Origin of the sequence: Caulobacter ginsengisoli (genome assembly GCF_030814835.1) — a bacterium.
Lineage (GTDB): Bacteria > Pseudomonadota > Alphaproteobacteria > Caulobacterales > Caulobacteraceae > Caulobacter > Caulobacter ginsengisoli.
The window spans coordinates 783,717-805,630 of the sequence record NZ_JAUSVS010000002.1 but is presented as its reverse complement, the minus strand read 5'-3'; the positions used below and the strand labels follow the sequence as shown (position 1 = coordinate 805,630).

Genomic DNA, 21,914 nt, shown 5'->3' with positions numbered 1-21,914 from the left:
CTCCTCATTTCGGGAGGGTTCCATGAACAGACAGATCATCGCTCAAGACGTCGCCGACCATCTGGTCGAGGCCGAGCTGGCCATCGCCCAGAGCATGGCCAAGGCCGCCAAGCTCATGGAGGTCATGGTGCTGGCCCAGCTGCAGCTGAAGGTGGCCTCGACCGTCGCCGAGCCGGCGATGAGGCGGGTGGCCGCCGCCATGGCCACCCTGGGCCAGGCCCATTCGGAAATGGTCTCGGCCCACAACCGCATGGACCAGATTCAGCGCAAGATCGGCCTGACCCCGGTCGCCGGCGGCGGCATGGAAAAGGAAGACGACGGCCCCGTCCTGCCGCCCCATGGCGCCGACCTTGGCCAACCCGTGACGGGCTTCGAAGCCCAGATCTGATCATCGGCGATCCCGCCTCCCAAAAAGGCGCCGCCCCCTTGAAAAGGGGGCGGCGTTTCGACGCCTGTTGGGCATCTGTCCGGCTATCCGTTGACAGAGCCCCTACCCCACCCCCACTTTCCGGCCTCGCTCGATCGGCGAATTTCCCGCCGACGCACCGTCATAGAGACCGCCGGACTGCATGAACCTCGTCATCGTTGAGAGCCCCGCCAAGGCCAAGACCATCAACAAATACCTCGGCCCGGGCTTTACGGTGTTGGCGTCGTACGGCCACGTCCGCGACCTGCCCTCCAAGGACGGCTCGGTCCGCCCCGACGAAGACTTCGCCATGAGCTGGGAGGTCGACGCCAAGGGGGCCAAGCACCTGTCGGCCATCGCCGAGGCCGCCAAGGGCGCCGAGAAGATCATCCTGGCCACCGACCCCGACCGCGAGGGCGAGGCGATCAGCTGGCACGTGCTGGAAGTGCTGAACCGCAAGAAGGCGACCAAGGGCGCCGAGATCCAGCGGGTCACCTTCAACGCCATCACCAAGTCCTCGGTGCTCGAGGCCATGGCCAATCCGCGCCAGATCGACATGGAGCTGGTCGACGCCTACCTGGCGCGGCGGGCCCTGGACTATCTGGTCGGCTTCACCCTCTCGCCTGTGCTGTGGCGCAAGCTGCCGGGCTCGCGCTCGGCGGGCCGGGTGCAGTCGGTGTCGCTGCGGCTGATCGTCGACCGCGAGATCGAGATCGAGCGCTTCAAGACCCAGGAATACTGGACCGTCGAGGCCGACGTCTCGGCCGGCGCCGAGCCCTTCCTGGGCCGGCTGGTCAAACACGAGGGCAAGCGCCTCACCAAGTTCGACCTGGGCAATGAAGAGACCGCCGCCGCCGCCAAGGCCGCCGTGCAGGCCGCGACCTTCAAGGTGACCTCGGTCGAGAAGAAGCCGGCCCGGCGCACCCCGCCCCCGCCCTTCACCACCTCGACCCTGCAGCAGGAAGCCAGCCGCAAGCTGGGCTTCTCGGCCCAGCGCACCATGCAGGCCGCCCAGAAGCTGTATGAGGGCATCGACATCGGCGGCGAGACCGTCGGCCTGATCACCTACATGCGGACCGACGGCGTGCAGACCACGCCCGAGGCGCTGGATGAGGCGCGGGCGGTCATCAAGGGCCTCTACGGCCAGGAATACGTCCCCGAGACGGCCCGGCTCTACAAGACCAAGGCCAAGAACGCTCAGGAGGCCCACGAGGCCATCCGCCCCACGGCGCTGGGCCGCAATCCCGGCTCGATGCGGCTGGAGGGCGACCTTGGCCGGCTCTACGAGCTGATCTGGAAGCGGATGATCGCCTCGCAGATGGAAGCCGCTCGCATCGAGCGCACGTCTGTCGAACTGGACAGCAGCGACGGCCGCACCGCCCTGCGCGCCACCGGCCAGGTGGTCCTCTTCCCCGGCTATCTCAGCGTCTATGAGGAAGGCCGCGACGACGCCGACGACGAGGATTCGGCCCGCCTGCCGATCATCCGCGAGGGCGCCGACGCCCGGGTGATCGCCGCCAGAGCCGACCAGCACTTCACCGAGCCGCCCCCGCGCTACTCGGAAGCCAGCCTCGTCAAGAAGATGGAGGAGCTGGGCATCGGCCGGCCCTCGACCTACGCCTCGATCCTGACCGTGCTGCGCGATCGCGCCTATGTCCGCATGGACAAGAACCGCTTCATTCCCGAGGACAAGGGCCGGCTGGTCACCGCCTTCCTGGAAGAGTTCTTCAAGCGCTACGTCGAGTACGACTTCACCGCCGCGCTAGAGGAAAAGCTCGACCTGGTCAGCGACGGCAAGCTCGACTGGAAGGTGCTGCTGCGCGAGTTCTGGACCCAGTTCCAGGGCGCCGTGGGCGACATCGGCGAGCTGCGCACCAGCCAGGTGCTGGACGCCCTCAACGAGAGCCTGGGCCCGCACATCTTCCCGGCCCGGGAAGACGGCGCCGATCCGCGCACCTGCCCGACCTGCGGCACGGGGCGCCTGTCCCTGAAGACCGGCAAGTTCGGGGCCTTCATCGGCTGCTCCAACTATCCCGAATGCCGCTTCACCCGCCCCATCGCCCAGCCCGACGGCGAGGGCGAGGCCGCCGCCGAGGGCGACCGCGAGCTTGGCGTGAACCCCAAGACCATGCAGACGGTCTGGCTGAAGGCCGGCCGTTTCGGCCCCTATGTCGAGGAAGCCGCCGACAAGCCCAAGCGCGCCAGCCTGCCCAAGGGCTGGCCGCCGGCGACCATGGACATCGACAAGGCCCTTAGGCTGCTCAACCTGCCCCGCGAGGTCGGCAATCACCCCGAGGACGGCAAGGCCATCCTGGCCGGGATCGGCCGCTATGGCCCCTACGTCCAGCACGACGGCCTCTACGCCAACCTGGAGAACGAGGACGAGGTCTTCGACGTCGGCCTCAACCGCGCCGTCACGGTCCTGGCCGAAAAACGCGCCGGCCGCGGCGCCGGCGGCCGCGCAGCGGCCACGGCCCTGGCCGAACTGGGCGCCCACCCCGCCGACGGGGAGCCGATCCGGGTGCTGTCAGGCCGCTTTGGCCCCTACATCAAGCACGGCTCGACCAACGCCAACGTGCCGAGGGGCAAGGACCCGGCGAGCGTGACGCTGGAAGAGGCGGTGGCCCTGCTGGCCGAACGCGAGGCCAAAGGCGGCGGCAAGAAGAAGCCGGTTCGTAAGGCGGCGGCGAAGAAGCCGGCGGCAATGACGGCCAAGACGGTGAAGGCGAAAAAGCCGGCTGCGAAGAAGAAGGCCGCGCCGAAGAAGAAGCCCACCTAACTCCTCTCCTCTAACGAGGAGAGGAGGCGCGTCCAGGTGACAAACCCAGCCACATGCGGGAGGCTGACGCCATGCGCCTGACGCCCCTCGCTTGCCTGACCGCCCTGGCCTTCCTGTTCGCCGCCGCGCCAGTGGCCAAGGCCTGCACGCCAACCTACCCGACGCCGGAGAACATCGAGCAGGACAATGTGCGGGCGCGCTACCTCATGCCGAACGTCTGGGAGCAGGCGCGCAAGGCGGCCGACATCGCCATCGCCCGCGCCGATTATGTGGACGGACCCGAGACGGACGCGCCGGAATACGCTCGTGGCCCCGACAACCTGAGCGGCGAGGATCTGCGTCCCGTCCGGTATTTCTTCACGGTCGTGAGAGTCCTCAAGGGCGCCCCGCCTCAGCGATTTGCCTTCCAGCCGGCCGAAACCCTCATGCTCTGGCGTGGCCGCCCGAACACCTGGATGACCCGCTGGAACGAGAGCCTGTTCAGCCTGTTTCACGTCGCCCGCGGCGACCGGGAATTCTGGCGGCGCGGAACAGGGTCGATGGGGTGGTTTTCCAATGGTCCCGGCGATTGCAGCAACCAGATCGCCTTCCGCACCGAGCCCCTCTACCTGGTCATGCGGGATGAGGCGGGCGTCACGCTCCTGGCGGACGTTCTGGACGACAACGACCCCCTACCCGACCTCATCGAGGCTTACGCCAACGACCCGGCGGCTCCGGTCTTCTACAGCCTGCCGCTGGCGGACTATCTCAAACTCGACGGGCCCCTGCTGAGGGTCCGCGTGACCCGCTGTGAGCCATTGGCCGCCGTTATTCTCGAGGAGATGAAAGGCTATGGCATCGATGCCTATGCGGTTGGCGAACAACTTTTCCCTGAAGGCCGGGGGGACATCAGCATTCCCGGCTGTCGGCGAGGCGGTGAATATCTGTTCGACGATGGGCCCAACAGCTCGGTAGGCCTGCAAATCTTCGACTCTTCGGGCCTCTACCCCATCGACGGCGACTGGGTGACCTTCGACGACAGCGGGATGGCCATTCGGTTCGAAGGCCCCAAGCGCGTCCTGCTCGCCGACGTCCGGCGCCTGGCCAAACCTTCGACCCCAGCCTCCTCATCAAGTCCATCCGGGTGATCCACATCCCCACCGCCCCCTGGGCTCACCCGCTGTTCGACGTCCTGGGCTGGGGTGGCGGCATGGCGTTGGGCTACGGCCTCTACCGCTGGCGGCTGAGGGAGGCGGCGCTCAGGCTGGCGACCGCCACCGGGCCGGGCTACTTCGCCGCCCTGATCGCCGGGGCGGCGCCGGGGGCGTGGCTGGCGGGGTCGCTGAACACCCTGCGCGGGCCGGCGCCGGCGTTGTCGCACAGCATCGTCGGGGCGCTGGTCGGGGCCATCGCGGCGGTGGAGGTCTACAAGCTGGTCCGGGGCATTCGCGGCTCGACCGGCGGCGTGTTCGTCGGGGCGTTCGCGCTGGGGGCCGTCATCGGGCGCTGGGGCTGCCTGTTCACGGGCCTCGCCGACCGCACCTACGGCTCGCCCACCGCCCTGCCCTGGGCGGTCGACCTGGGCGACGGGATCGGGCGCCATCCGGTGCAGGTCTACGAGTCGCTGGCCATGGCGGCCTTCCTGGCGGTCTATCTGATCGGCCTTGAGCGGCGCGCGCCCTGGGCGATGAAGCGCGGCTTCTACGCCCTGTGCCTGGCCTACGGCGTCCAGCGGTTCGCCTGGGAGTTCCTCAAGCCCTATCCGCCGGTGCTGGGACCGCTTAACCTCTTTCACCTGTTGTCGCTGGGACTGGCCGCTTATGGACTTGCCTTCTGGGTCAGAGACCGCCGCGACGAAGAGCGAGGCGCCGGCCCGTAAGGTCGCGCCCTACCTGTTCTTCGGCCAGACCACGAGCCTGTGCGAAACCTGCCTGGCCCTGGTCCCCACCAAGATCATCACCGAGGGCCAGGACGTCTATTTCCTCAAGCGCTGCCGCGAGCACGGGGTGCAGAAGACCCTGGTCAGCGACGACCTGGACTACTGGAAGGCGACCAAGGACTGGCTCAAGCCCGGCGACCGGCCGTTGAGCCCCCAGACCCGCACCGACCACGGTTGCCCTTATGACTGCGGCCTCTGCCCCGACCATGAGCAGCACAGCTGCCTGGCCATCATCGAGGTCAACGAGGCCTGCAACCTGACCTGCCCGGTCTGTTTCGCCGACAGCTCGGTCAAGCGCACAGGCCATCGGCCGCTGGCCGAGATCGAGGCCATGCTGGATGCGCTGGTCGCCTCGGAGGGCGAGCCGGACCTGGTGCAGCTGTCCGGCGGCGAGCCGACCCTGCATCCCCAGTTCTTCGAGATCCTCGACGCGGCCAAGGCCCGGCCGATCCGCCACCTGATGATCAACACCAACGGCCTGCGCATCGCCCGCGAGCCGGGGTTCGCCGCCAGGCTGGCGGCCTATGCGCCCGGTTTCGAGGTCTATCTGCAGTTCGACAGCCTGCGGCCCGAGGCGCTGATGGATATCCGCGGCGCCGACCTGTCGAAGGTCCGGGTCCAGGCGCTGGAGGCGCTGGAAGCGGCCAACCTCTCGACCACGCTGGTCGTCACGGTGAAGGCCGGGGTCAACGACCAGGACATCCCCGACATCGTCCGCTTCGCCCTGCAATGGCGCTGCGTGCGGGGCGTCACCTTCCAACCGATCCAGGACGCCGGCCGCAACGAAGGCTTCGATCCCTCGCGCCATCGGGCGCTGCTGTCGCAGATCCGCCGGCGGATCGCCGAGGCGGGCGTCTTTGGGCTGGAGGACCTGATTCCCCTGCCCTGCAATCCCGACCAGATCTGCATCGGCTACGGCCTGAGGAACGGCGATCAGGTCTCGCCGATCACCGCCCTCTTCCCGCGCGAACTGTTCGTCGCCGCCGCGCCGAACACCGTCACCTTCGAGGGCTATCCGGAACTTCAGCAGCGGGTGTTCGAGCTGATGAGCCTGTCGACCGCCCAGGCTGACACGTCCGACAAGCTGGCCAACCTGCTCTGTTGCCTGCCCGAGGCGGCCGTTCCGCAGAGCCTGGCCTATGAGCACACCTTCCGGGTGGTGATCTCGCAGTTCCTGGACCGCTTCAATTTCGACCTGGGGACGGTCAAGCGCTCCTGCGTCCACTTCGTCGAGACCGACGGGCGGATCATCCCCTTCGACACCTACAACACCTTCTACCGCCCCGGCGCGCCCGGCGCGGCGGCCCTGAAGCGGGGACAGCACCGATGAACGACGTCGCCAACAAGCATATCGACCCGCTGCGGCGGCTGGCCGGCTGGATCGTCGTGGCGATCGGCGTGCTTTGGCTTCTGCTCAGCGGCGCCTGCACCGCCCTGGCCCTGGCCTATGCGCTTCCGGACGCCCTGGGCCATGCCACGGCGGGCGAACTGGCGGGCCTGCTGGCCACGATCCTGATCCCGGGCGGAATCGGGATCGCCATCGGCTGGGGAATCTACGCCGTCGGCCGCGCCATCGCCGGCCGCCGCAAGGGCTGAGCGGCGGCGGCATGGAGGACGGCGACGAACGCCAGGACCTGACCGGCTGGCTCTCGCCCGGGCGGGGCGATTCCGGCTCGGCCCAGTCGGCGCTGCGGCGGATGGCCGGCTATCTGCTGATGACGATCGGGGCGCTCTGGGCCCTGGCCTGCGGCGCCTGCACGGTGAATGCGACGCTTGGCGCGATGGGCAGCGTGGCGAACCCGGGGGCGCTGGCGGCCTTTGGCCTGATCATCATCCTGCCCGGTCTGGGCTTTACCGGGGTGGGGCTTGTGGTCCTGCGGTGGGGCTGGCGGGTGGCCCATGGCGGGCCGAAAATCGAGCCCGAAACCTTCGAGTAGCCGCGCGGCGCGAGACTTACCCGCCGCCACGCGGTATCCAGCGGCATGGCCAAACCCCACAAGCCCAGCACCTTGCGCCCCGCCAAGGGCCTTCCCGACCGCGACACCCTGATCCAGTTCCTGCGCGAGGCCGGGTCCGCCGACAAGGCCGACATCGCCAAGGCCTTCGGGCTGAAGGGCGAGCAGCGGCGGGCGCTGCGCGAGATGCTGCGGGACCTGCAGAACGAGGGCGCGCTGGGAACCCGCGGCCGCAAGGGCTTTGCCGAGGCTGGCGCGGTGCCGCCAGTGGGAGTCGCCGATATCGTCGAGCGGGACAATGACGGCGATCTCTTGGTCAGGCTGGTCAAGGGCGGTGAGGACGTGCCGCTGGCCCGCCTGGCCCCCGACCGCAACGAGGCCCAGGGCGGGGCGCCCGGCATGGGCGACCGGGTGCTGGTCCGCTTTGGCCGCACCGAGACGGGGGAGCTGGAAGCGCGGCTGATCAAGCGGCTGGGTCAGAGCGCTCACCGCCTGCTGGGCGTGGTGCGCAAGGGCAAGCGCGAGGTGCGGGTCGAGCCCGTCGATCGCCGCTCCAAGGACAGCCTGGTGCTGTTCGACCCCGACGCCGCGAAGCTCAGGGAAGGCGACCTGGTCCTCTGCTCGATCGAGACCGCCGTGCAGAAATACGGCCCCAAGCGCGGCAAGGTGCTCGAAGTCCTCGGCCGCGAGGACGACCCGCGCGCGGCCTCGCTGATCGCCATCCACGCCCACGGCATCCCGACCGGCTTCACCGACCAGGCTCAGTCCGAGGCCCTGGCCGCCCAGCCCCCGACCCTGGAAGGCCGCGACGACCTGCGCGACCTGCCCTTCGTGACCATCGACCCGGTCGATGCGCGTGACCACGACGACGCCGTCTTCGCCCATCCCGATCCCGACCCGAAGAACGCCGAAGGCTGGATCGTCTGGGTGGCCATCGCCGATGTCGCCGCTTACGTGCGCGCCGGCACCGCCCTGGACCGCGAGGCCCGCGAGAAGGGCAACAGCGTCTACTTCCCCGACCGGGTCGAGCCGATGCTGCCCGAGCGGCTCTCCAACGGCCTGTGCAGCCTGCGGGAAGGCGAGAACCGCGCCTGCATGGCCGTGCGGATGGTGTTCGACAAAGGGGGCCGCAAGACCGGCCACAAGTTCGTCCGCGGCCTGATGCGCTCGGCCGCCAAGCTCTCCTACGAACAGGCCCAGGCGGCCATCGACGGGACGCCCGACGACAAGACCGGGCCCCTGCTGGACGGCGTCCTGAAGCCGCTGTGGGCCGCCTATCACGCCATGCTCAAGGGCCGGCTGGTCCGCTCGCCGCTGGCCATCGAGTCGATGGAGCGCAAGATCATCATCAACCCGGAGGGCGAGATCACCTCGATCACCCCCCGCCCCTCGCTGGAAGCCCACCGGCTGATCGAGGAGATGATGATCCAGGCCAATGTCTGCGCCGCCGAGACGCTGGAGGCCCGCAAGACGCCGCTGCTCTACCGGATTCACGACACCCCCAGCCAGGAGAAGGTCATGTCCCTGGCCGAGTTCCTGGGCACCCTGGGCATCAACTGGTCCAAGGGCGAGGCGCCGCGCACCGACCGCTTCAACAAGCTGCTGGACGACACCCGCGAGGGGCCGCACGCCGAGATCGTCAACGAGGTGGTCCTGCGCACCCAGATGCAGGCCATCTATTCGTCCGAAAACATCGGCCATTTCGGGTTGAACCTGGCCCGCTACGCCCACTTCACCAGCCCGATCCGGCGCTATGCCGACCTGATCGTCCACCGGGCCCTGATCCGCGCCCTGAAGCTGGGCGAGGACGGCCTGACCGACCAGGACATCAGCCAGATCAAGGACACCGCCGAGCGCATCACCTTCGCCGAGCGGCGGGCCATGGCCGCCGAACGCGACGCCACCGACCGCTATGTGGCGGCCTTCCTGCAGGACAAGGTCGGGGCGGCCTTCCTGGGCCGGATCACCGGGGTGACGCGGTTTGGACTGTTCGTGCGGCTGAACGACACCGGGGCCGACGGCCTGGTGCCGGTCTCCTCGCTGGGCGGCGAGTATTTCGTCCATGACGACCGCAGCCACGCCCTGGTCGGCGAGCGCACCGGGGCCCGCTGGCCGCTGGGCATGGCGGTGGAGGTCAAGCTGCTGGAGGCGACGCCGGTGACCGGCGGACTGATCTTCGAGATGCTCAGCGAGCCGGCCAAGGCCGATCCCAACGCCCCCCGGCCCAGGCTGGGCGTGCGGGGCCGTGGCGGCCCGCCGCGCGGTGGCCCCCGCGGGCGTCCGTCCGGCAAGGCGGCCAGTCCTGGCAAGCGGCGGCGGTAGCTCGCCCTAGAGATCGAGCCGCATCGCGCACCGACGCTCGCCCGGCAGGCCGCGCTCGATCTCGCGGGCCAGGTAGCCCCGCAGCCGCTCGTCCAGCTCGCCCTCGGCCAGGGTGCGATAGCCCAGCCGCCGGTAGAAGACCTCGTTCCAGACCAGGTCGCGGAAGGTGGTCAGGGTAACGGCCTTGAGCCCCAGCGCCCGGGCCTTGGCGGCGGCGGCGGCCATCAGGGCGCGGCCCAGGCCCCGGCCCTGCGCCTCATGGGCGACGGCCAGCTCCAGCACATGCAGCGCCTCGCCCTCGGGCGTGGCGAGCAGAAAGCCCAGGATGGCGCCGTCCTCCTCCGCCACCCAGACCGCGCCATCGGTGATGAAGGGGGGATAGGCCTGGGCGGGCGTGACCTCGTCGTCGGCGATCCATTCCAGGCCGGGCGCCTCGCGGAACCGCGCGCCGGCCGAGGTTTCGACCTGCGGCAGCTGGGCGGCGTCTTCCAGATGGGCGAGGCGGATGGTCGGCATGGCAAATCGCCCTTAAGCTAAGACCCGGGCATATGGAGGGGTCGATGCGGATATCCAAGGCGATTTCGCTGGGCGCGGCTGTGGGGTTACTGCTGCTGGGACCAACGGCGCGGGCCAACGACTCCACCGCCGAGCTGGCGGCCGGCGGGTTGGTGCTGAAGACCTCCGCCTCGATCCAGATGAAGTCGGAGGACCTCTTCATCTCCACCGAGGAGGTGCGGGTCGCCTATCGGTTCGTGAACACCTCCAGCCGGGACGTCACCACCATGGTGGCCTTCCCGATGCCGGATCTGGAGATCAACGGCGTCGACGACATGATCGCCATCCCGACCGAGGATCCCCAGAACATCCTGGGCTTCACCGTCACGGTCGACGGCAAACCGGTGGCGACCCGGGTCGAGCAGAAGGCCTTCTCCAAGGGCGTCGACCGCAGCGCCTACCTGACGGCCCTTGGCATCCCCCTGGCCGCCCAGACCAAGGCGGCCGACGACGCCATCGACGCCCTGCCCCAGGCCAAGAAGGACGAACTGGTCAGGATGGGCCTGGCGGCCATCGACGAGTTCGACGCCGGCAAGGGCTGGGAGAAGCACTGGCGGGCCAGCTGGACGGTCAGGACCACCTTCTACTGGGCCCAGACCTTCCCGGCCGGGAAGGAGATCGCCGTCCTGCACCGCTACAAGCCCTCGGTCGGGGCCAGCGCCGGCTCGATGATGGGCAGTGTCTATTCCAAGGGCACGCCTGAGCTGGCGCAGTACAAGCGCCGCTACTGCATGGACCAATCGTTGCTCAGCCGCATCGATCAGATGGCCCGGGCGGCCGGCAATGACGGCTCGCCCTTCTGGGAGCAGCGCATCGGCTATGTGCTGAAGACCGGCGGCAACTGGGCCGGGCCCATCGGCGATTTCCATCTGACCATCGACAAGGGCGCGGCGGCCAACCTGATCAGCCTTTGCGTCAACGGCATCGTCAAGACCGGTCCGACCCGGTTCGAGGTGCGCAAGAGCAACTTCACGCCGGACCGCGACCTGGACATTCTGATCCTTTTGCCAATCCCGGCGGCGGAGTGACGCCACGTCACGGCTGGCGCCGCCGGCGGCGCGGCCTATGCTTTGTCGATGTCAGAGACCAAGCCAGATCCGATCCTGGACCCCAACTACGACCCGCGCAGCGACGGCGCCATGCGCGAGGCCGGCGCCAGGCTGATCCGGCCGCGCCATGCCGCCACCCTGATCATTGTCCGCCGCGATGGACCCAAGCCGCGGCTGATGATGGGCCGCCGGGCTCAGGGCCACGCCTTCATGCCCTCCAAATGGGTGTTCCCGGGCGGCCGCATCGACCGGAACGATTTCACCGCCCCGGCGACCGGCGAGCTTGAAGCCGAAACCGCCCGGCGCCTGGCCCAGACCGCCCGCCACGCCAGCCCGCTGCTGCCCAGAGCCCTGGCCATGGCCGCCATCCGCGAGACCTTCGAGGAGGTCGGGCTGCTGCTGGCCAAGCCCGCCGAGCCGCGTCCCGGCGCCGGGCCCTGGCGCGAGTTCCTGGAGGCCGGCGCCCTGCCCGACCTGTCGGCGGTGCGGTTCGTGGCCCGTGCCATCACCCCGCCCTATCGCCCCCGTCGCTTCGACGCCCGCTTCTTCATGGCCGAGGCCGAGAACCTGATCAGCCTGGAGCGCCGCCCCGACTGTGGCGAGCTGGACGAGATCGCCTGGGTCGACCTGGACGAGGCCGCCGCCCTGGACCTGCCCAACATCACCCGCTTCGTGGTCCAGGAGGTCGGCGAGCGGCTGAAGCAACCCGGCCGCCCCGCCCCCTTCATGCGCTTCCTGCGCGGCGCCCGGCGGCTGGAGCATCTGTGAAGCCGGTTCGACCGAGGCACGCCGCCAGCCTGCTGCTGCTGCGCCGCTCGTCCAAGGGCCTGGAAGTCCTGATGGGCCGGCGGCCGAAGAAGTCCAGCTTCGCCCCCGACGTCTTCGTCTTCCCGGGCGGCAAGGTCGATCCCGCCGACTATCGCGGCCACGCCCCACCCCTGGCCCCCGGCTGCCTGGAGAAGATGGTCGCCTCGCCGGGCCTGGCCCACGCCCTGGCCGCCGCCGCCCTGCGCGAAACCTGGGAGGAGACGGGCCTGGACGTCTCGGCCGCCCCGCTGCGGCTGGCGGCCCGGGCCATCACCCCGACCATGAGCCCCATCCGCTTCCACGCCCGCTTCTTCGTCACCGACGCCGAGCATGCGGTGGGCGTCCCGGCCGCCACGCCGGAACTGTCGGACCTGGCCTTTCGGCCGCTCGAGGACGCGCTGAAGCTGCCGATCATCGATGTGACCGAGGCGGTGCTGCACTCACTCCTGGAGGATGCGCCGCCCTTCCTGTTCACCTATCGGCGCGGTCGACCGAGGATCACGCCCCTGGCGGAGCACCCGGAGGGACGGGTGTTCGATCCCGTGCTGACCTCGTTGATCTGAGGGCGTCCCGCGAGCCGCCTGCCCCCCCGGGGAGAGGCGGCTCAGTGCACCGAGGGAATGATGCAATAGGTCTTGGAGACGTCCTGGTCTCGGAAGGCCTTGGTGCGCATCAGCGAACGGTAGTTCAGGTCGTAGTCGTCGAGATTGTAGTGAATGCCGCCGGCGTCGAAGGCCAGGCTGAGAACAGGCTCGCGCGCCGCGTCGATGACCTTCCGGCAGTCGGTCCCATCCCTGACCCGGTCGCAGGCCCAGCCGGCGGAGCAGGACCAGACTTTGTTGACCGCATACTCCTCGTCCCGCAGAGCCGGCGAGGCGACGAAGGTCATCCGGTCAGAGATTTTGCCGTCGCGGCCAATCCACTGCAGCCAGCGTGATGGTTTGCCGAACTGGGCGGTCAGCTCACGCCGCCAGTCCTCGGCGCTGCGGGGGTCGTTCTTCGCGACGTCCTGCATGTAGCTGACACCGCTGACGATGCGCCGGCCGTCCAGGTCGAAATAGGTGACGGTCACGATCTTACCGGTGGCGAAGAAGACTTCCTCGCCATCGTTGGCCGAGCCGTTGTCGTAGTGGTGGGGATGATCGTAACGCTTTTCGACGCCCTGAGCGGCCAGGACCTTCTCAGCCTCAGCCAATGGCATGCGCAGGGTCACACCCAGCAGCGGCATAGCGCGCAGCTTCGCCGCCGAATAAACCGGTCCGAGGACGGTGCGCATGCTGGGCGCTGGCTGCGAGGCCGCGCTGGACACAACGGCGGTCAGGACCAGGGCGATCAGGAGGCGGGCCAAGGGCCTGACGGTGGTGTTCATGAAGCTGGGCGCCTTCCCCCCGGTTACTGCCCTGACTTTGATCCAAGCCCATCCTGGCGGCAAGCCAACGGCGGCGTCGTGAGCGCATTGACTTCGCGCCCGCGATCAGTATGTTCCGCCGCTCTCAGATTTCCCGCCTTCCGGGCGGACCGTTGCACGCCCGAGGATTCGACCCATGGCCAAACCGGCTTCCATCAAGATCCGCCTGAACTCGACGGCGGACACCGGCTTCTTCTATGTCACCAAGAAGAACGCCCGCACCAAGACCGAAAAGATGGTGCTGAAGAAGTACGATCCGGTCATCCGCAAGCACGTGGATTTCCGCGAAGGCAAGATCAAATAGGCAGCGAGTCATCTCGCGCCTAAGCGAACGCCCGGCCGCTGGCCGGGCGTTTTGCGTTTTGAACCGCTAGCTGGCCTTGGACCTGGAGCGGGACTTGCCGCCGCCGCTGGAGCGGGGCTTGGGCCTGGCCGCCGGCTTGCTTATGGCGGCCACGCGCTTGCTGGGCAGGCTGCCCACGCCGCCGGCGATCGAGCCCAGGAACAGGATCAGCGTCAGGGTGATCAGCCAGATCGGCGTCGGGGCCTCGATGGCGGTGGTTTCCATCATGCGGATCATCGAGACCCACAGGGTGGCCAGGGTGAAGCCCCAGGCCCCGGTCAGGGCGCGCGAATTGGTGGTGGTGTCGGCGGCCATGGCGAAGGCGCCGCCGGCGATCAGCAGCGCCGCGGCCACCATGTCGTCGACCCAGTAGGCCCAGGGTTCCCAGGCGCCCCAGTTGCGGGCCACGACCTGGGCGACGACCAGGGGGCCGAAACAGACCGCGGCGCGGGCTGACCATATTCTGTAGTTCACCCAACTTCCCCCGATGCGACACGACAAGGTTGATCCCGACGCCCGAGACATGCCTCGCTTCCGGCGGCCGGGCAACTGTCACGATGCAGAGCAATCCCCGAAACTGGGGACAGCAGGCCCGTCCGATGGTCAGGCGGCCTTGGCGATGACCCGGTTGCGGCCGGCGGCCTTGGCCTCATAGACGGCCTCATCGGCCCGCTTGAGCAGGCTCTCGGGCGAATCGCCGTTGCCGCGGGTCGCCGCCACCCCGATGGAGATGGTGACGGTCAGCTGGTCGCCCTCGCCGGCCACCCGGAAGGGCGAGCCGGCCACATGCAGGCGGATGCGCTCGGCGATGCGCTGGGCGTCGGCCAGGCGGGTGTCGGGCATGATGACGGTGAACTCTTCCCCGCCGTAGCGGCAGGGCAGGTCTATGGCCCTCACGTTGGAGGCCAGGCGCACGGCGAACTCGCGCAGCACCTCGTCGCCGACGTCGTGGCCGTAGCCGTCGTTGATCTTCTTGAAGTGGTCGATGTCGATCATCAGGGCGGCGACCGGATCGCCCCCCATCACCGCCCGGTTCACCAGCGCGCCCAGCTGGCCTTCCATGTAGCGGCGGTTATGCAGGCCGGTCAGCTGGTCGGTGACGGCCAGTTCCAGGCTGTGGTCCAGGCTGTCGCGCAGGAAGTCGGAATAGCGCTTGCGCTTGATCTGGGTGCGGGTGCGGGCGGCCAGCTCCTGGGGGTCGATCGGCTTGGTCAGGATGTCATTGACGCCGATGTCCAGCGCCTTGACCAGCCGCGAGCGCTCGTCCGGATCGATGATGGCCAGGATGGGCAGGTGGCGGGTCACCTCGTCCGAGCGGATGGCGGCGCAGAAGCGCAGGCCGTCGAAGTCGCGGGCGGTGGCGTTGACGATGATCAGGTCGACCGGGCCTCTGGCGGTCGCCAGGGCCTTGTCCGCCTCGGTTTCGACCACGGGGCGGTGCTCGACGGCCAGTTCGGCGCTGACCCGCGCCGCCTGGCGCTCGTTGTCGTCGACGATGAGGATGCGGCCGCCCGAGCCGCCCAGGCGCGAGGCGGCGCCGGCGATGACGCCCATGCGCCGGCCCGAGGCCTCGCGCTGGCGCAGTTCGTCGATGATGACCTTCAGCCGGGTCAGACTGCGCACCCGGGCGAACAGCATGACGTCGTCGATGGGCTTGGTCAGGAATTCGTCGGCGCCCGCTTCCAGGCCGGCGATGCGGTCGGAGCGGCCGTCCAGGGCGGTGACCAGCACCACCGGGATGTGGCGGGTGATCTCGTCGCTCTTCAGCCGGCGGCAGACCTCGAACCCGTCCATGCCGGGCATCATCACGTCCAGCAGGATGATGTCGGGCAGCTCGGCGGCGGCAATGGCCAGGGCGCTAGGGCCGTCGTTGGCGGTCAGCACCTCATAATATTCGGCGGCCAGGCGCGCCTCGAGCAGGCGGACGTTGGCTTCGATATCGTCGACGACCAGGATGCGTGCGCTCATGGCCTAGTCCAGTAACCGGCGAATGGTTTCAAGGAAGTGCGCAACCGAGATCGGTTTGGAAATATAAGCCTCGCAACCGCCCTCGCGAATCCGCTCCTCATCGCCCTTCATGGCGAAGGCGGTCACCGCCACCACCGGGATATGGGAGAGCTCGTCGTCCTCCTTCAGCCACTTGGTGACCTCCAGGCCCGATATCTCGGGCAGCTGGATATCCATCAGGATCAGGTCCGGCTTGTGCTCGCGGGCAAGCGCCAGGGCCGACAGCCCCTCACGCGTCTGCAGGGTCTCGTACCCTTGCGCGTCGAGCAGGTCGTGAAAGAGCTTCATATTGAGCTCGTTATCCTCGACGATGAGGACCTTCTTGGCCATGCCGTCCCGACCTAAACCCGACACTGCCCGGCAAAAGGACTCGCCCTCGGTGTCAGAGTCCGTAATCACACGGATATCCTTAAGCCTGAGCTAATCTTGTCTCTTAGCCTTCCCCAGGACCTGATCGTCAGCCCATCGGCGCCCCTGCTCATCGTCGATGTCGACGAAGTGCTGGCCCTGTTCATGGCCGGCTTCGAGCGGTTCATCCGGCGGCAGGGCTATGAGATGCGAATCGACCGCTTCGCCCTCTTCCAGAATCTCTACCGGCCAGGCGAGGCCGAGCACCTGGATATCGTTACCGGCCGGGCCCTGTTCGACGCTTTCTTCCGAGACGGAGCCGACGATCTGGAGCCGGTCGCGGGGGCCGCCGACGCCCTGGCCGATCTGTCGCAGCGGGCCGGGGTGGTGATCCTGACCAACGCCCCCGACTGTGGGCGTGAATCGCGCACCGGCTGGCTGGCCCGGCACGGGTTCGACTTTCCGATGATCCTCAACAGCGGCGTCAAAGGCCCGATCATCGCCCAGCTGGCCGGGCTGACCAGCGGCCCGGTAGCCTTTATCGACGACCTGCTGCCCAATCTCGAATCGGCGGCCGAATCGGCTCCAAGGGTGCTGCGCTTCCAGACGGTGGCCGATCCGCGGCTCCGCCCACTCGCACCCCAGGCCCCCGAGCGGCATCCGCGTCATGACGACTGGGCCGATCTCAAGCCCGCCATCGAGGCGGCGGTCTGGCGATGATCCGCATCGGCGTCGATTTCGGCGGCACCAAGATCGAGGCCGCCGCCCTGGACGAGCGCGGCGACTTCCGCGCCCGGGTGCGGGTTCCCAATCCCGGAAACTATGACGAGGCCCTGCTGGTGGTGCGCGATCTGGTCGCCGAGGCCGAACGCAAGGCCAGCGCCCGCCTGGCCAGCGTCGGCATGGGCATGCCCGGTTCGATCTCGCCCAGCACCGGCCTGATCCGGGGCGCCAATTCGGTCTGGTTGAACGGGCGGCCCTTCAAGGAAGACCTGGAGCGGGTGCTGGACCGGCCCATCCGGCTGGAGAACGACGCCAACTGCTTTGCCCTCTCCGAGGCCAGCGACGGCGCCGCCGCCGGCAAGCGGGTGGTGTTCGGGGCCATCCTGGGCACCGGCTGCGGCGGCGGGGTGGTGGTGGACGGCCGCACGATCATGGGCGCCAACGGCGTCGCCGGCGAATGGGGCCACACCCCCCTGCCCTGGCCGACTCCCGAGGAATACCGCGCCCACCAGTGCTGGTGCGGCCGGTTCGACTGCCTGGAAACCTGGACCTCCGGCACCGGCTTCTGCGAAGACTATGAGCGGCTGAGCGGCCTGAAACTCACCGGCGACGCCATCGTCGCCGCCGCCCGGGCCGGCGAGATCCCGGCCGCACAGGCGCTGGACGGCTATATCGACCGCCTGGGCCGGGGTTTGGCGGTGATGTGCGACTTCATCGACCCCGACGCCATCGTGCTGGGCGGCGGCATGTCCAACACCGCCGAGCTCTACGACCGCCTGCCGGACGCCATCCGGCCCTGGCTGTTCTCCGACGTCTTCGAGACGCCGATCGTCCAGGCGATGCACGGCGATTCCTCGGGGGTTCGGGGGGCGGCATGGCTGTGGCCGCTGGATTGAAGGCCCTCTGCAGGGACTGCTTCTGGACCGGGCCCGAGCGGCCGGCCTCACGGCGCTGTCCCAGCTGCGGTTCGCCCCGGCTGGTCGCGCACGAGGAGCTGGCCAGCCTCTCCATGGCCCATATGGACTGCGACGCCTTCTACGCCTCGGTGGAGAAGCGCGACCGGCCCGAGCTGCGCGACGAGGCGCTGATCATCGGCGGCGGGGTGCGGGGGGTGGTGACCACCTGCTGCTATATCGCCCGGATGAGCGGGGTGCGCTCGGCCATGCCGATGTTCAAGGCCCGCAAGCTGTGCCCGCAGGCGGTCATCCTGCCGCCGGACTTCTCGAAATACCGCGCCGAGAGCCGCCGGATCATGGCCAAGATGCGCGACCTGACCCCGCTGGTGCAGCCGCTGTCGCTGGACGAGGCCTGGATGGACCTCGCGGGCACCGAACGGCTGCACAGCGCCCCGCCGGCGGTGACCCTGGCCAAACTTCAAGCCGATATCGAGGCGGACGTCGGCATCACCGTCTCCATCGGCCTGGCCCCCAACAAGTTCCTAGCCAAGATCGCCTCGGACCTGGACAAGCCGCGCGGCTTCTCGGTCCTGGGCCAGGAGGCCCCGACCTTCCTGGCGACCAAGCCGGTGGGCATCCTGCCCGGCGTCGGACCGGCCATGGTCGCGGCGCTGGAGAGCGCGGGCTTCCGCACCGTCGGCGACCTGGCGCGGGCCGACCAGCGGGATCTCGCCAACCGGTTCGGCGACAACGGCCTTCGCCTGCACCGACTGGCCCACGGCCAGGATGCGCGGGTGGTCAATCCCGACCAGGTCCGCAAGACCATCAGCGCCGAAACCACCTTCAATACCGACCTCAAGGCCTTGGAAGACCTTGAAGATCGGCTCTGGCCCCTCTGCGAGAAGGTCGCCCGCCAGCTGCGCGCCGAGGACATCTGCGGCCGGGTGGCCAGCCTGAAACTGCGCACCCCCGACTTCAAGATCATCACCCGCCGCCGCACCCTGGACTCCCCCATCCAGACCGCCCGCACCCTGTTCGACGTCGCCCGCGAACTGCTTCACGCCGAGCCGGCCGGGCGCAGCTACCGGCTGATCGGGGCGGGCCTCAGCGATTTCAGCCCCGCCGGCTCCGGCGAGGGGGACTTCTTCGCCGGCAAGGAGACCCGGGTGCTCTCCAGCGAAAAGGCCGTCGATGCGCTGCGGGCCCGCTTCGGCCGCGAGGCGGTGCAGACCGGCCGGGCCCTGAAGAGCGGCGCCCGCGAGCGGGATTGATCGACAGTTTCAAGATTTTCACCGGCCGCGCGGTCGCTAGTTTCCGCTCCTGACACCGCGGCGGAGCTGAGCGATGAGCGATAACTACATCCAGGGCCTGCAGTGGCAGGCCAAGAACTGCCACGACATGGGTTCGCCCTTCTCCGGCGAACTGCTCGAGCGGGCTATCGCCGGCGAGCTGGGGCCGCTGGACGATCTGTTCGCGACCTGGAAGGACGAAGAGGCCCGCGTCCACCTGCGCGAGGCCACGCCCCTGCGGCTGCTGGGAGCTTTGCACGCCTTCGCCCTGGCCGAGCCGCAAGGCGCTCTCGCCGCCCAATATCCCGCCGCCAATCCGGACCCGGACTGGGCCGCCCTGACCGCCGCCGCCCGCGCTCTACTGGAGAACCGGCGGGACGAGGTGGCGACCTTCATGGTTTCGCCGCCCCAAACCAACGAGGTCGGACGCTCCTTCGGCCTGGCTCCGGGCTTCATGGTCATCGCCGCGGAGACCGACCTGCCGCTGCGGCTGTTCGAGATCGGGGCCAGCGCGGGGCTGAACCTGCGTTTCGACCGCTATGACTACGACTTCGCCGGCCAGCGCTGGGGGATCGGCGGCTCGCCAGTGCTGCTGGACAACGACTGGCGGGGGCCGCCCGCCCCGCTGGGGCCGCTGGAGGTGGTCGAGCGGGCCGGTTGCGACCAGGCGCCGGTGGATGTCGCCGACCCGGCCCAGGCGCTGCGGCTGCAGGCCTATGTCTGGCCCGATCAGGTCAAGCGGCTGGCGCGGGTGCGCGGGGCCATCGCGGTGGCGCAACGAAGCCCCGCCGAGCTGACCGCCGCCGACGCCGCGGCCTGGACCGCCCGGCGCCTCGCGCCCAAGGCCGGGACGGCCAGCGTGCTCTATCACTCGGTCATGTGGCAGTACATGCCCGACTCGACCCAGGCCGCGACCCGCGCGGCCATCGAAGCGGCCGGGGCGGCGGCCAGCGATAAGGCCCCCGTCGCCTGGCTGCGCATGGAGCCCAATCCGGCCCGCAAGGGCTGGCCGATGGAGCTGCGGCTGACCCTGTGGCCGGACGGATCGGAGCGCCATCTGGCCGACGTCCACCCGCACGGCGCGTGGGTCGAGTGGTCCCCAATTTAAGGGGGTCCGCCGCCTCAAAACGGGTCGGGGCGGGAAATGGGTAGCAGGAATTTCCCCTGCCAGGCGAAAATCGCACAAGTTCCTTTGCAGAACCCAAAAGATGACAGATGGTTAACGCCGATGGGTTGGATGGGGACGTTCCAATGAAACGAAACGCTTATTTGAGTAGCGTAGCCGCGTTCGGCGTTTTGGCTGTGATGGGCATGGTCCCCTCCGCGGCCCTGGCCGGGGGTTACGACAACGGCGGTGACTATCCGCCCAACGCCGAACCCGGGAAATGCTACCAGAAGGTGCTGATCCCGCAGGTCTATGAATCCTACACCGAACAGATCGTCGACAAGCCCGGCCGCACCGAGACCCGGGTCATCCCGGCCGTCTACGGCATGCAGACCCAGCAGATCATCGTGCGCGAGGAGCGGGTCGAGTACATCACCATTCCGGCCACCTACAAGACGATCACCGAAACGATCGTCATCAAGCCGGCGACGACCCGCACGGTCACCATTCCGGCGGTCTACAAGACCATCACCGAGCAGGTGCTGGTCAAGGAAGCCCACACCGAGTGGCACCGCGGCATTCCGGCCAAGGACATCGCCGCCTACGGCTACCAGACCAAGGTCACCGCCACCGGCGAAGTGCTCTGCCTGATCCTGGTGCCGGCTGAATACGCCACTGTCACCCGCCAGGTGCTGGTGTCGGCCGAGCGGACCGAGCAGGTCGTGGTGCCGGCCGAGACCCAGATCGTGACCCGCCAGGTCATCGACCAGGACGCCCGGGTCGACAAGCGCGTCATCCCCGCCGAGTACCGCTCGGTGCAGGTGCGCGTCGTCGTCACCCCCGAGCGGATCGAGACCTTCGACATTCCGCCGACCTACAAGATCGTCACCAAGCAGCGCATGGTCAGCGACAACCGCTTCGAGTGGCGGGTGATCGACTGCAAGGACGGCTATCCGATCGAACCGCCCCCGGGCGGCTATCAGGTGCCGGGCGTGACCAAGTATCCCAAGCCGGGCTACGCTGCGCCGCCGCCGACCTACGCGCCGCCGCCGCCGAAGTATCAGGCTCCGCCGCGCCGCTACACGCCGCCGCCGCCGCCCAAGTATCAGCCGCCGGAATCGGAGCCGGTGCAGTCGTCGGGCTACGGCACGACCCCGCCGTCGGCCCCCAAGCCCTACACCGCCCTGGCCTCGGCCGATAAGGGCGATCTGGCCACGCCGCAGGTCATCCGCGACGTGCAGACCGCCCTGGGCGTCCGCGGCTACTACGCCGGCCCGCGCAACGGCGTGTTCTCGGCCCAGACCCAGGCGGCCCTGGCCAAGTTCCAGGCCGACCGCAAGCTGGATATCGGCAAGATCACCATCGACACCCTGCGCTCGCTGGGCGTGCCGATCAGCTAGGCGCCGGTTTCGGCTAAGACATCAGGCGGCTCCCGCTCCGGCGGGGGCCGCTTTTTTGCGTTGCGGGACGGTCAGGACTGGCCAAACGCCCACCCAATTCCCATATGGCTAACGCACGGCGGCAGCCTTCCCTGGCTCGCCTGTCAGGGGATTACGCGTCAATACAGCGCGAGGTCCTATCTGGCCCCTTCCAAAGCGGCCGTGTTTCCATATCTAATCCTATAAGCGGCGGGCCGGTTGGCTCGCCTGCGGGAGCGAGTCGAGATCGATGGCGGAGCGGAAGGCCGGCGGAGAAGGCGGAACAGGAGTCGGTTCGGCGGTGGTCACCCAGACCAAGCCGAAGACGGCGAAACCGTCGCTGTACCGGGTTCTCATCCTCAACGACGACTACACGCCGATGGAATTCGTCGTTTACGTACTTGAGCGTTTTTTCAACAAGTCGCGCGAAGATGCGACCCGGATAATGCTGCACGTGCATCAAAACGGGGTCGGCGTATGTGGGGTTTTCACCTACGAGGTCGCAGAGACCAAGGTAGCGCAGGTGATCGATTCCGCCCGCAGGCACCAACACCCGTTGCAGTGCACCATGGAAAAGGATTGAGCG

Annotated in this window: 23 protein-coding genes; 18 read left to right on the top strand and 5 right to left on the bottom strand. The window is 68.6% G+C overall.

Annotation, left to right across the window (positions count from 1 at the left end; all coding sequences use genetic code 11):
- Nucleotides 1-22: 22 nt before the first annotated feature.
- From QO010_RS09395 to rnr, 8 genes are all read left to right on the top strand, one after another.
- The gene (locus QO010_RS09395) at nt 23-388 is read left to right on the top strand and encodes a hypothetical protein (RefSeq protein ID WP_307348496.1); all 366 of its coding nucleotides are present in this window, start codon (nt 23-25) and stop codon (nt 386-388) included.
- Nucleotides 389-569: 181 nt separating this feature from the next.
- Nucleotides 570-3,185 carry a type I DNA topoisomerase gene (gene topA / locus QO010_RS09390; RefSeq protein WP_307348495.1) on the top strand — a complete coding sequence of 872 codons (2,616 nt, stop codon included), beginning with the start codon at nt 570-572 and terminating at the stop codon, nt 3,183-3,185.
- A 71-nt stretch (nt 3,186-3,256) separates the two neighbouring features.
- Nucleotides 3,257-4,312 (top strand): hypothetical protein, encoded by a 1,056-nt coding sequence (locus QO010_RS09385; RefSeq protein ID WP_307348494.1) that lies wholly within the window; start codon nt 3,257-3,259, stop codon nt 4,310-4,312.
- A complete protein-coding gene (locus QO010_RS09380) occupies nt 4,309-5,043 on the top strand; it encodes a prolipoprotein diacylglyceryl transferase (protein WP_307348493.1) in 735 nt (244 codons plus the stop codon). Before QO010_RS09385 ends, QO010_RS09380 begins: the two co-directional genes overlap by 4 nt.
- The gene (locus QO010_RS09375) at nt 4,985-6,433 is read left to right on the top strand and encodes a radical SAM protein (protein WP_307348492.1); all 1,449 of its coding nucleotides are present in this window, start codon (nt 4,985-4,987) and stop codon (nt 6,431-6,433) included. The genes QO010_RS09380 and QO010_RS09375 overlap by 59 nt, the downstream gene beginning before the upstream one ends.
- Nucleotides 6,430-6,699: a hypothetical protein gene (locus QO010_RS09370; protein ID WP_307348491.1), complete on the top strand. Its 270-nt coding sequence runs from the start codon at nt 6,430-6,432 to the stop codon at nt 6,697-6,699. The genes QO010_RS09375 and QO010_RS09370 overlap by 4 nt, the downstream gene beginning before the upstream one ends.
- A gap of 11 nt (nt 6,700-6,710) precedes the next feature.
- Nucleotides 6,711-7,040 (top strand): hypothetical protein, encoded by a 330-nt coding sequence (locus tag QO010_RS09365; protein ID WP_307348490.1) that lies wholly within the window; start codon nt 6,711-6,713, stop codon nt 7,038-7,040.
- A gap of 45 nt (nt 7,041-7,085) precedes the next feature.
- Nucleotides 7,086-9,380 (top strand): ribonuclease R, encoded by a 2,295-nt coding sequence (gene rnr, locus QO010_RS09360; RefSeq protein WP_307348489.1) that lies wholly within the window; start codon nt 7,086-7,088, stop codon nt 9,378-9,380.
- A gap of 6 nt (nt 9,381-9,386) precedes the next feature.
- On the opposite strand, the gene QO010_RS09355 is transcribed toward rnr, so the two are convergent.
- Nucleotides 9,387-9,896 (bottom strand): GNAT family N-acetyltransferase, encoded by a 510-nt coding sequence (locus QO010_RS09355; protein ID WP_307348488.1) that lies wholly within the window; start codon nt 9,894-9,896, stop codon nt 9,387-9,389.
- Between the two features lie 44 nt (nt 9,897-9,940).
- Here QO010_RS09355 and QO010_RS09350 point away from each other — a divergent pair, with 44 nt between their 5' ends.
- From QO010_RS09350 to QO010_RS09340, 3 genes are read left to right on the top strand one after another with little or no spacing between them, the layout of a single operon-like run.
- Nucleotides 9,941-10,963 (top strand): DUF4424 domain-containing protein, encoded by a 1,023-nt coding sequence (locus QO010_RS09350; protein ID WP_307348487.1) that lies wholly within the window; start codon nt 9,941-9,943, stop codon nt 10,961-10,963.
- A gap of 48 nt (nt 10,964-11,011) precedes the next feature.
- Nucleotides 11,012-11,752: an NUDIX hydrolase gene (locus QO010_RS09345; RefSeq protein ID WP_307348486.1), complete on the top strand. Its 741-nt coding sequence runs from the start codon at nt 11,012-11,014 to the stop codon at nt 11,750-11,752.
- Nucleotides 11,749-12,354: an NUDIX hydrolase gene (locus QO010_RS09340; RefSeq protein ID WP_307348485.1), complete on the top strand. Its 606-nt coding sequence runs from the start codon at nt 11,749-11,751 to the stop codon at nt 12,352-12,354. Before QO010_RS09345 ends, QO010_RS09340 begins: the two co-directional genes overlap by 4 nt.
- Nucleotides 12,355-12,395: 41 nt before the next feature.
- Here the strand turns inward: QO010_RS09340 and QO010_RS09335 are convergent, their stop codons facing one another.
- Complete coding sequence (locus tag QO010_RS09335; protein ID WP_307348484.1) at nt 12,396-13,160, bottom strand: hypothetical protein; 765 nt, start codon at nt 13,158-13,160, stop codon at nt 12,396-12,398.
- 175 nt (nt 13,161-13,335) lie between these two features.
- On the opposite strand from QO010_RS09335, the gene rpmG reads away from it, so the two are divergent.
- A complete protein-coding gene (gene rpmG / locus QO010_RS09330) occupies nt 13,336-13,503 on the top strand; it encodes a 50S ribosomal protein L33 (protein ID WP_307348483.1) in 168 nt (55 codons plus the stop codon).
- A gap of 66 nt (nt 13,504-13,569) precedes the next feature.
- Here the strand turns inward: rpmG and QO010_RS09325 are convergent, their stop codons facing one another.
- The 3 genes from QO010_RS09325 to QO010_RS09315 form a co-directional block, all read right to left on the bottom strand.
- A complete protein-coding gene (locus QO010_RS09325) occupies nt 13,570-14,016 on the bottom strand; it encodes a hypothetical protein (RefSeq protein WP_307348481.1) in 447 nt (148 codons plus the stop codon).
- Between the two features lie 129 nt (nt 14,017-14,145).
- Nucleotides 14,146-15,510 carry a PleD family two-component system response regulator gene (locus tag QO010_RS09320; RefSeq protein ID WP_307348480.1) on the bottom strand — a complete coding sequence of 455 codons (1,365 nt, stop codon included), beginning with the start codon at nt 15,508-15,510 and terminating at the stop codon, nt 14,146-14,148.
- 3 nt (nt 15,511-15,513) lie between these two features.
- The gene (locus QO010_RS09315; protein ID WP_307348479.1) at nt 15,514-15,879 is read right to left on the bottom strand and encodes a response regulator; all 366 of its coding nucleotides are present in this window, start codon (nt 15,877-15,879) and stop codon (nt 15,514-15,516) included.
- 96 nt (nt 15,880-15,975) lie between these two features.
- Between QO010_RS09315 and QO010_RS09310 the strand changes: the two genes are divergently transcribed.
- The 6 genes from QO010_RS09310 (at nt 15,976) to clpS (ending at nt 21,911) form a co-directional block, all read left to right on the top strand.
- Nucleotides 15,976-16,617 carry a hypothetical protein gene (locus tag QO010_RS09310; RefSeq protein WP_307348478.1) on the top strand — a complete coding sequence of 214 codons (642 nt, stop codon included), beginning with the start codon at nt 15,976-15,978 and terminating at the stop codon, nt 16,615-16,617.
- Nucleotides 16,614-17,516 (top strand): ROK family protein, encoded by a 903-nt coding sequence (locus QO010_RS09305; protein WP_307348477.1) that lies wholly within the window; start codon nt 16,614-16,616, stop codon nt 17,514-17,516. Before QO010_RS09310 ends, QO010_RS09305 begins: the two co-directional genes overlap by 4 nt.
- Nucleotides 17,513-18,787, top strand: a complete 1,275-nt coding sequence (locus tag QO010_RS09300) for a DNA polymerase IV (RefSeq protein WP_307348647.1) — start codon at nt 17,513-17,515, stop codon at nt 18,785-18,787. Before QO010_RS09305 ends, QO010_RS09300 begins: the two co-directional genes overlap by 4 nt.
- Before the next feature lie 73 nt (nt 18,788-18,860).
- Nucleotides 18,861-19,913, top strand: a complete 1,053-nt coding sequence (locus tag QO010_RS09295; protein ID WP_307348476.1) for a DUF2332 domain-containing protein — start codon at nt 18,861-18,863, stop codon at nt 19,911-19,913.
- Between the two features lie 197 nt (nt 19,914-20,110).
- Nucleotides 20,111-21,310, top strand: coding sequence for a peptidoglycan-binding domain-containing protein (locus tag QO010_RS09290; protein ID WP_307348475.1), 1,200 nt, complete (start codon nt 20,111-20,113; stop codon nt 21,308-21,310).
- Nucleotides 21,311-21,578: 268 nt separating this feature from the next.
- Nucleotides 21,579-21,911 carry an ATP-dependent Clp protease adapter ClpS gene (clpS, locus tag QO010_RS09285; protein ID WP_307348474.1) on the top strand — a complete coding sequence of 111 codons (333 nt, stop codon included), beginning with the start codon at nt 21,579-21,581 and terminating at the stop codon, nt 21,909-21,911.
- Nucleotides 21,912-21,914: the final 3 nt, after the last annotated feature.

Bases quoted from the DNA above. Each gene is read 5' to 3' on its own strand.
- QO010_RS09395 (WP_307348496.1), top strand. From the start codon at position 23: ATGAACAGACAGATCATCGCTCAAGACGTCGCCGACCATCTGGTCGAG.
- topA (WP_307348495.1), top strand. From the start codon at position 570: ATGAACCTCGTCATCGTTGAGAGCCCCGCCAAGGCCAAGACCATCAAC.
- QO010_RS09385 (WP_307348494.1), top strand. From the start codon at position 3,257: ATGCGCCTGACGCCCCTCGCTTGCCTGACCGCCCTGGCCTTCCTGTTC.
- QO010_RS09375 (WP_307348492.1), top strand. From the start codon at position 4,985: ATGGACTTGCCTTCTGGGTCAGAGACCGCCGCGACGAAGAGCGAGGCG.
- QO010_RS09370 (WP_307348491.1), top strand. From the start codon at position 6,430: ATGAACGACGTCGCCAACAAGCATATCGACCCGCTGCGGCGGCTGGCC.
- QO010_RS09365 (WP_307348490.1), top strand. From the start codon at position 6,711: ATGGAGGACGGCGACGAACGCCAGGACCTGACCGGCTGGCTCTCGCCC.
- rnr (WP_307348489.1), top strand. From the start codon at position 7,086: ATGGCCAAACCCCACAAGCCCAGCACCTTGCGCCCCGCCAAGGGCCTT.
- QO010_RS09355 (WP_307348488.1), bottom strand. From the start codon at position 9,896: ATGCCGACCATCCGCCTCGCCCATCTGGAAGACGCCGCCCAGCTGCCG.
- QO010_RS09350 (WP_307348487.1), top strand. From the start codon at position 9,941: ATGCGGATATCCAAGGCGATTTCGCTGGGCGCGGCTGTGGGGTTACTG.
- QO010_RS09345 (WP_307348486.1), top strand. From the start codon at position 11,012: ATGTCAGAGACCAAGCCAGATCCGATCCTGGACCCCAACTACGACCCG.
- QO010_RS09335 (WP_307348484.1), bottom strand. From the start codon at position 13,160: ATGAACACCACCGTCAGGCCCTTGGCCCGCCTCCTGATCGCCCTGGTC.
- rpmG (WP_307348483.1), top strand. From the start codon at position 13,336: ATGGCCAAACCGGCTTCCATCAAGATCCGCCTGAACTCGACGGCGGAC.
- QO010_RS09320 (WP_307348480.1), bottom strand. From the start codon at position 15,510: ATGAGCGCACGCATCCTGGTCGTCGACGATATCGAAGCCAACGTCCGC.
- QO010_RS09315 (WP_307348479.1), bottom strand. From the start codon at position 15,879: ATGGCCAAGAAGGTCCTCATCGTCGAGGATAACGAGCTCAATATGAAG.
- QO010_RS09305 (WP_307348477.1), top strand. From the start codon at position 16,614: ATGATCCGCATCGGCGTCGATTTCGGCGGCACCAAGATCGAGGCCGCC.
- QO010_RS09295 (WP_307348476.1), top strand. From the start codon at position 18,861: ATGAGCGATAACTACATCCAGGGCCTGCAGTGGCAGGCCAAGAACTGC.
- QO010_RS09290 (WP_307348475.1), top strand. From the start codon at position 20,111: ATGGGCATGGTCCCCTCCGCGGCCCTGGCCGGGGGTTACGACAACGGC.
- clpS (WP_307348474.1), top strand. From the start codon at position 21,579: ATGGCGGAGCGGAAGGCCGGCGGAGAAGGCGGAACAGGAGTCGGTTCG.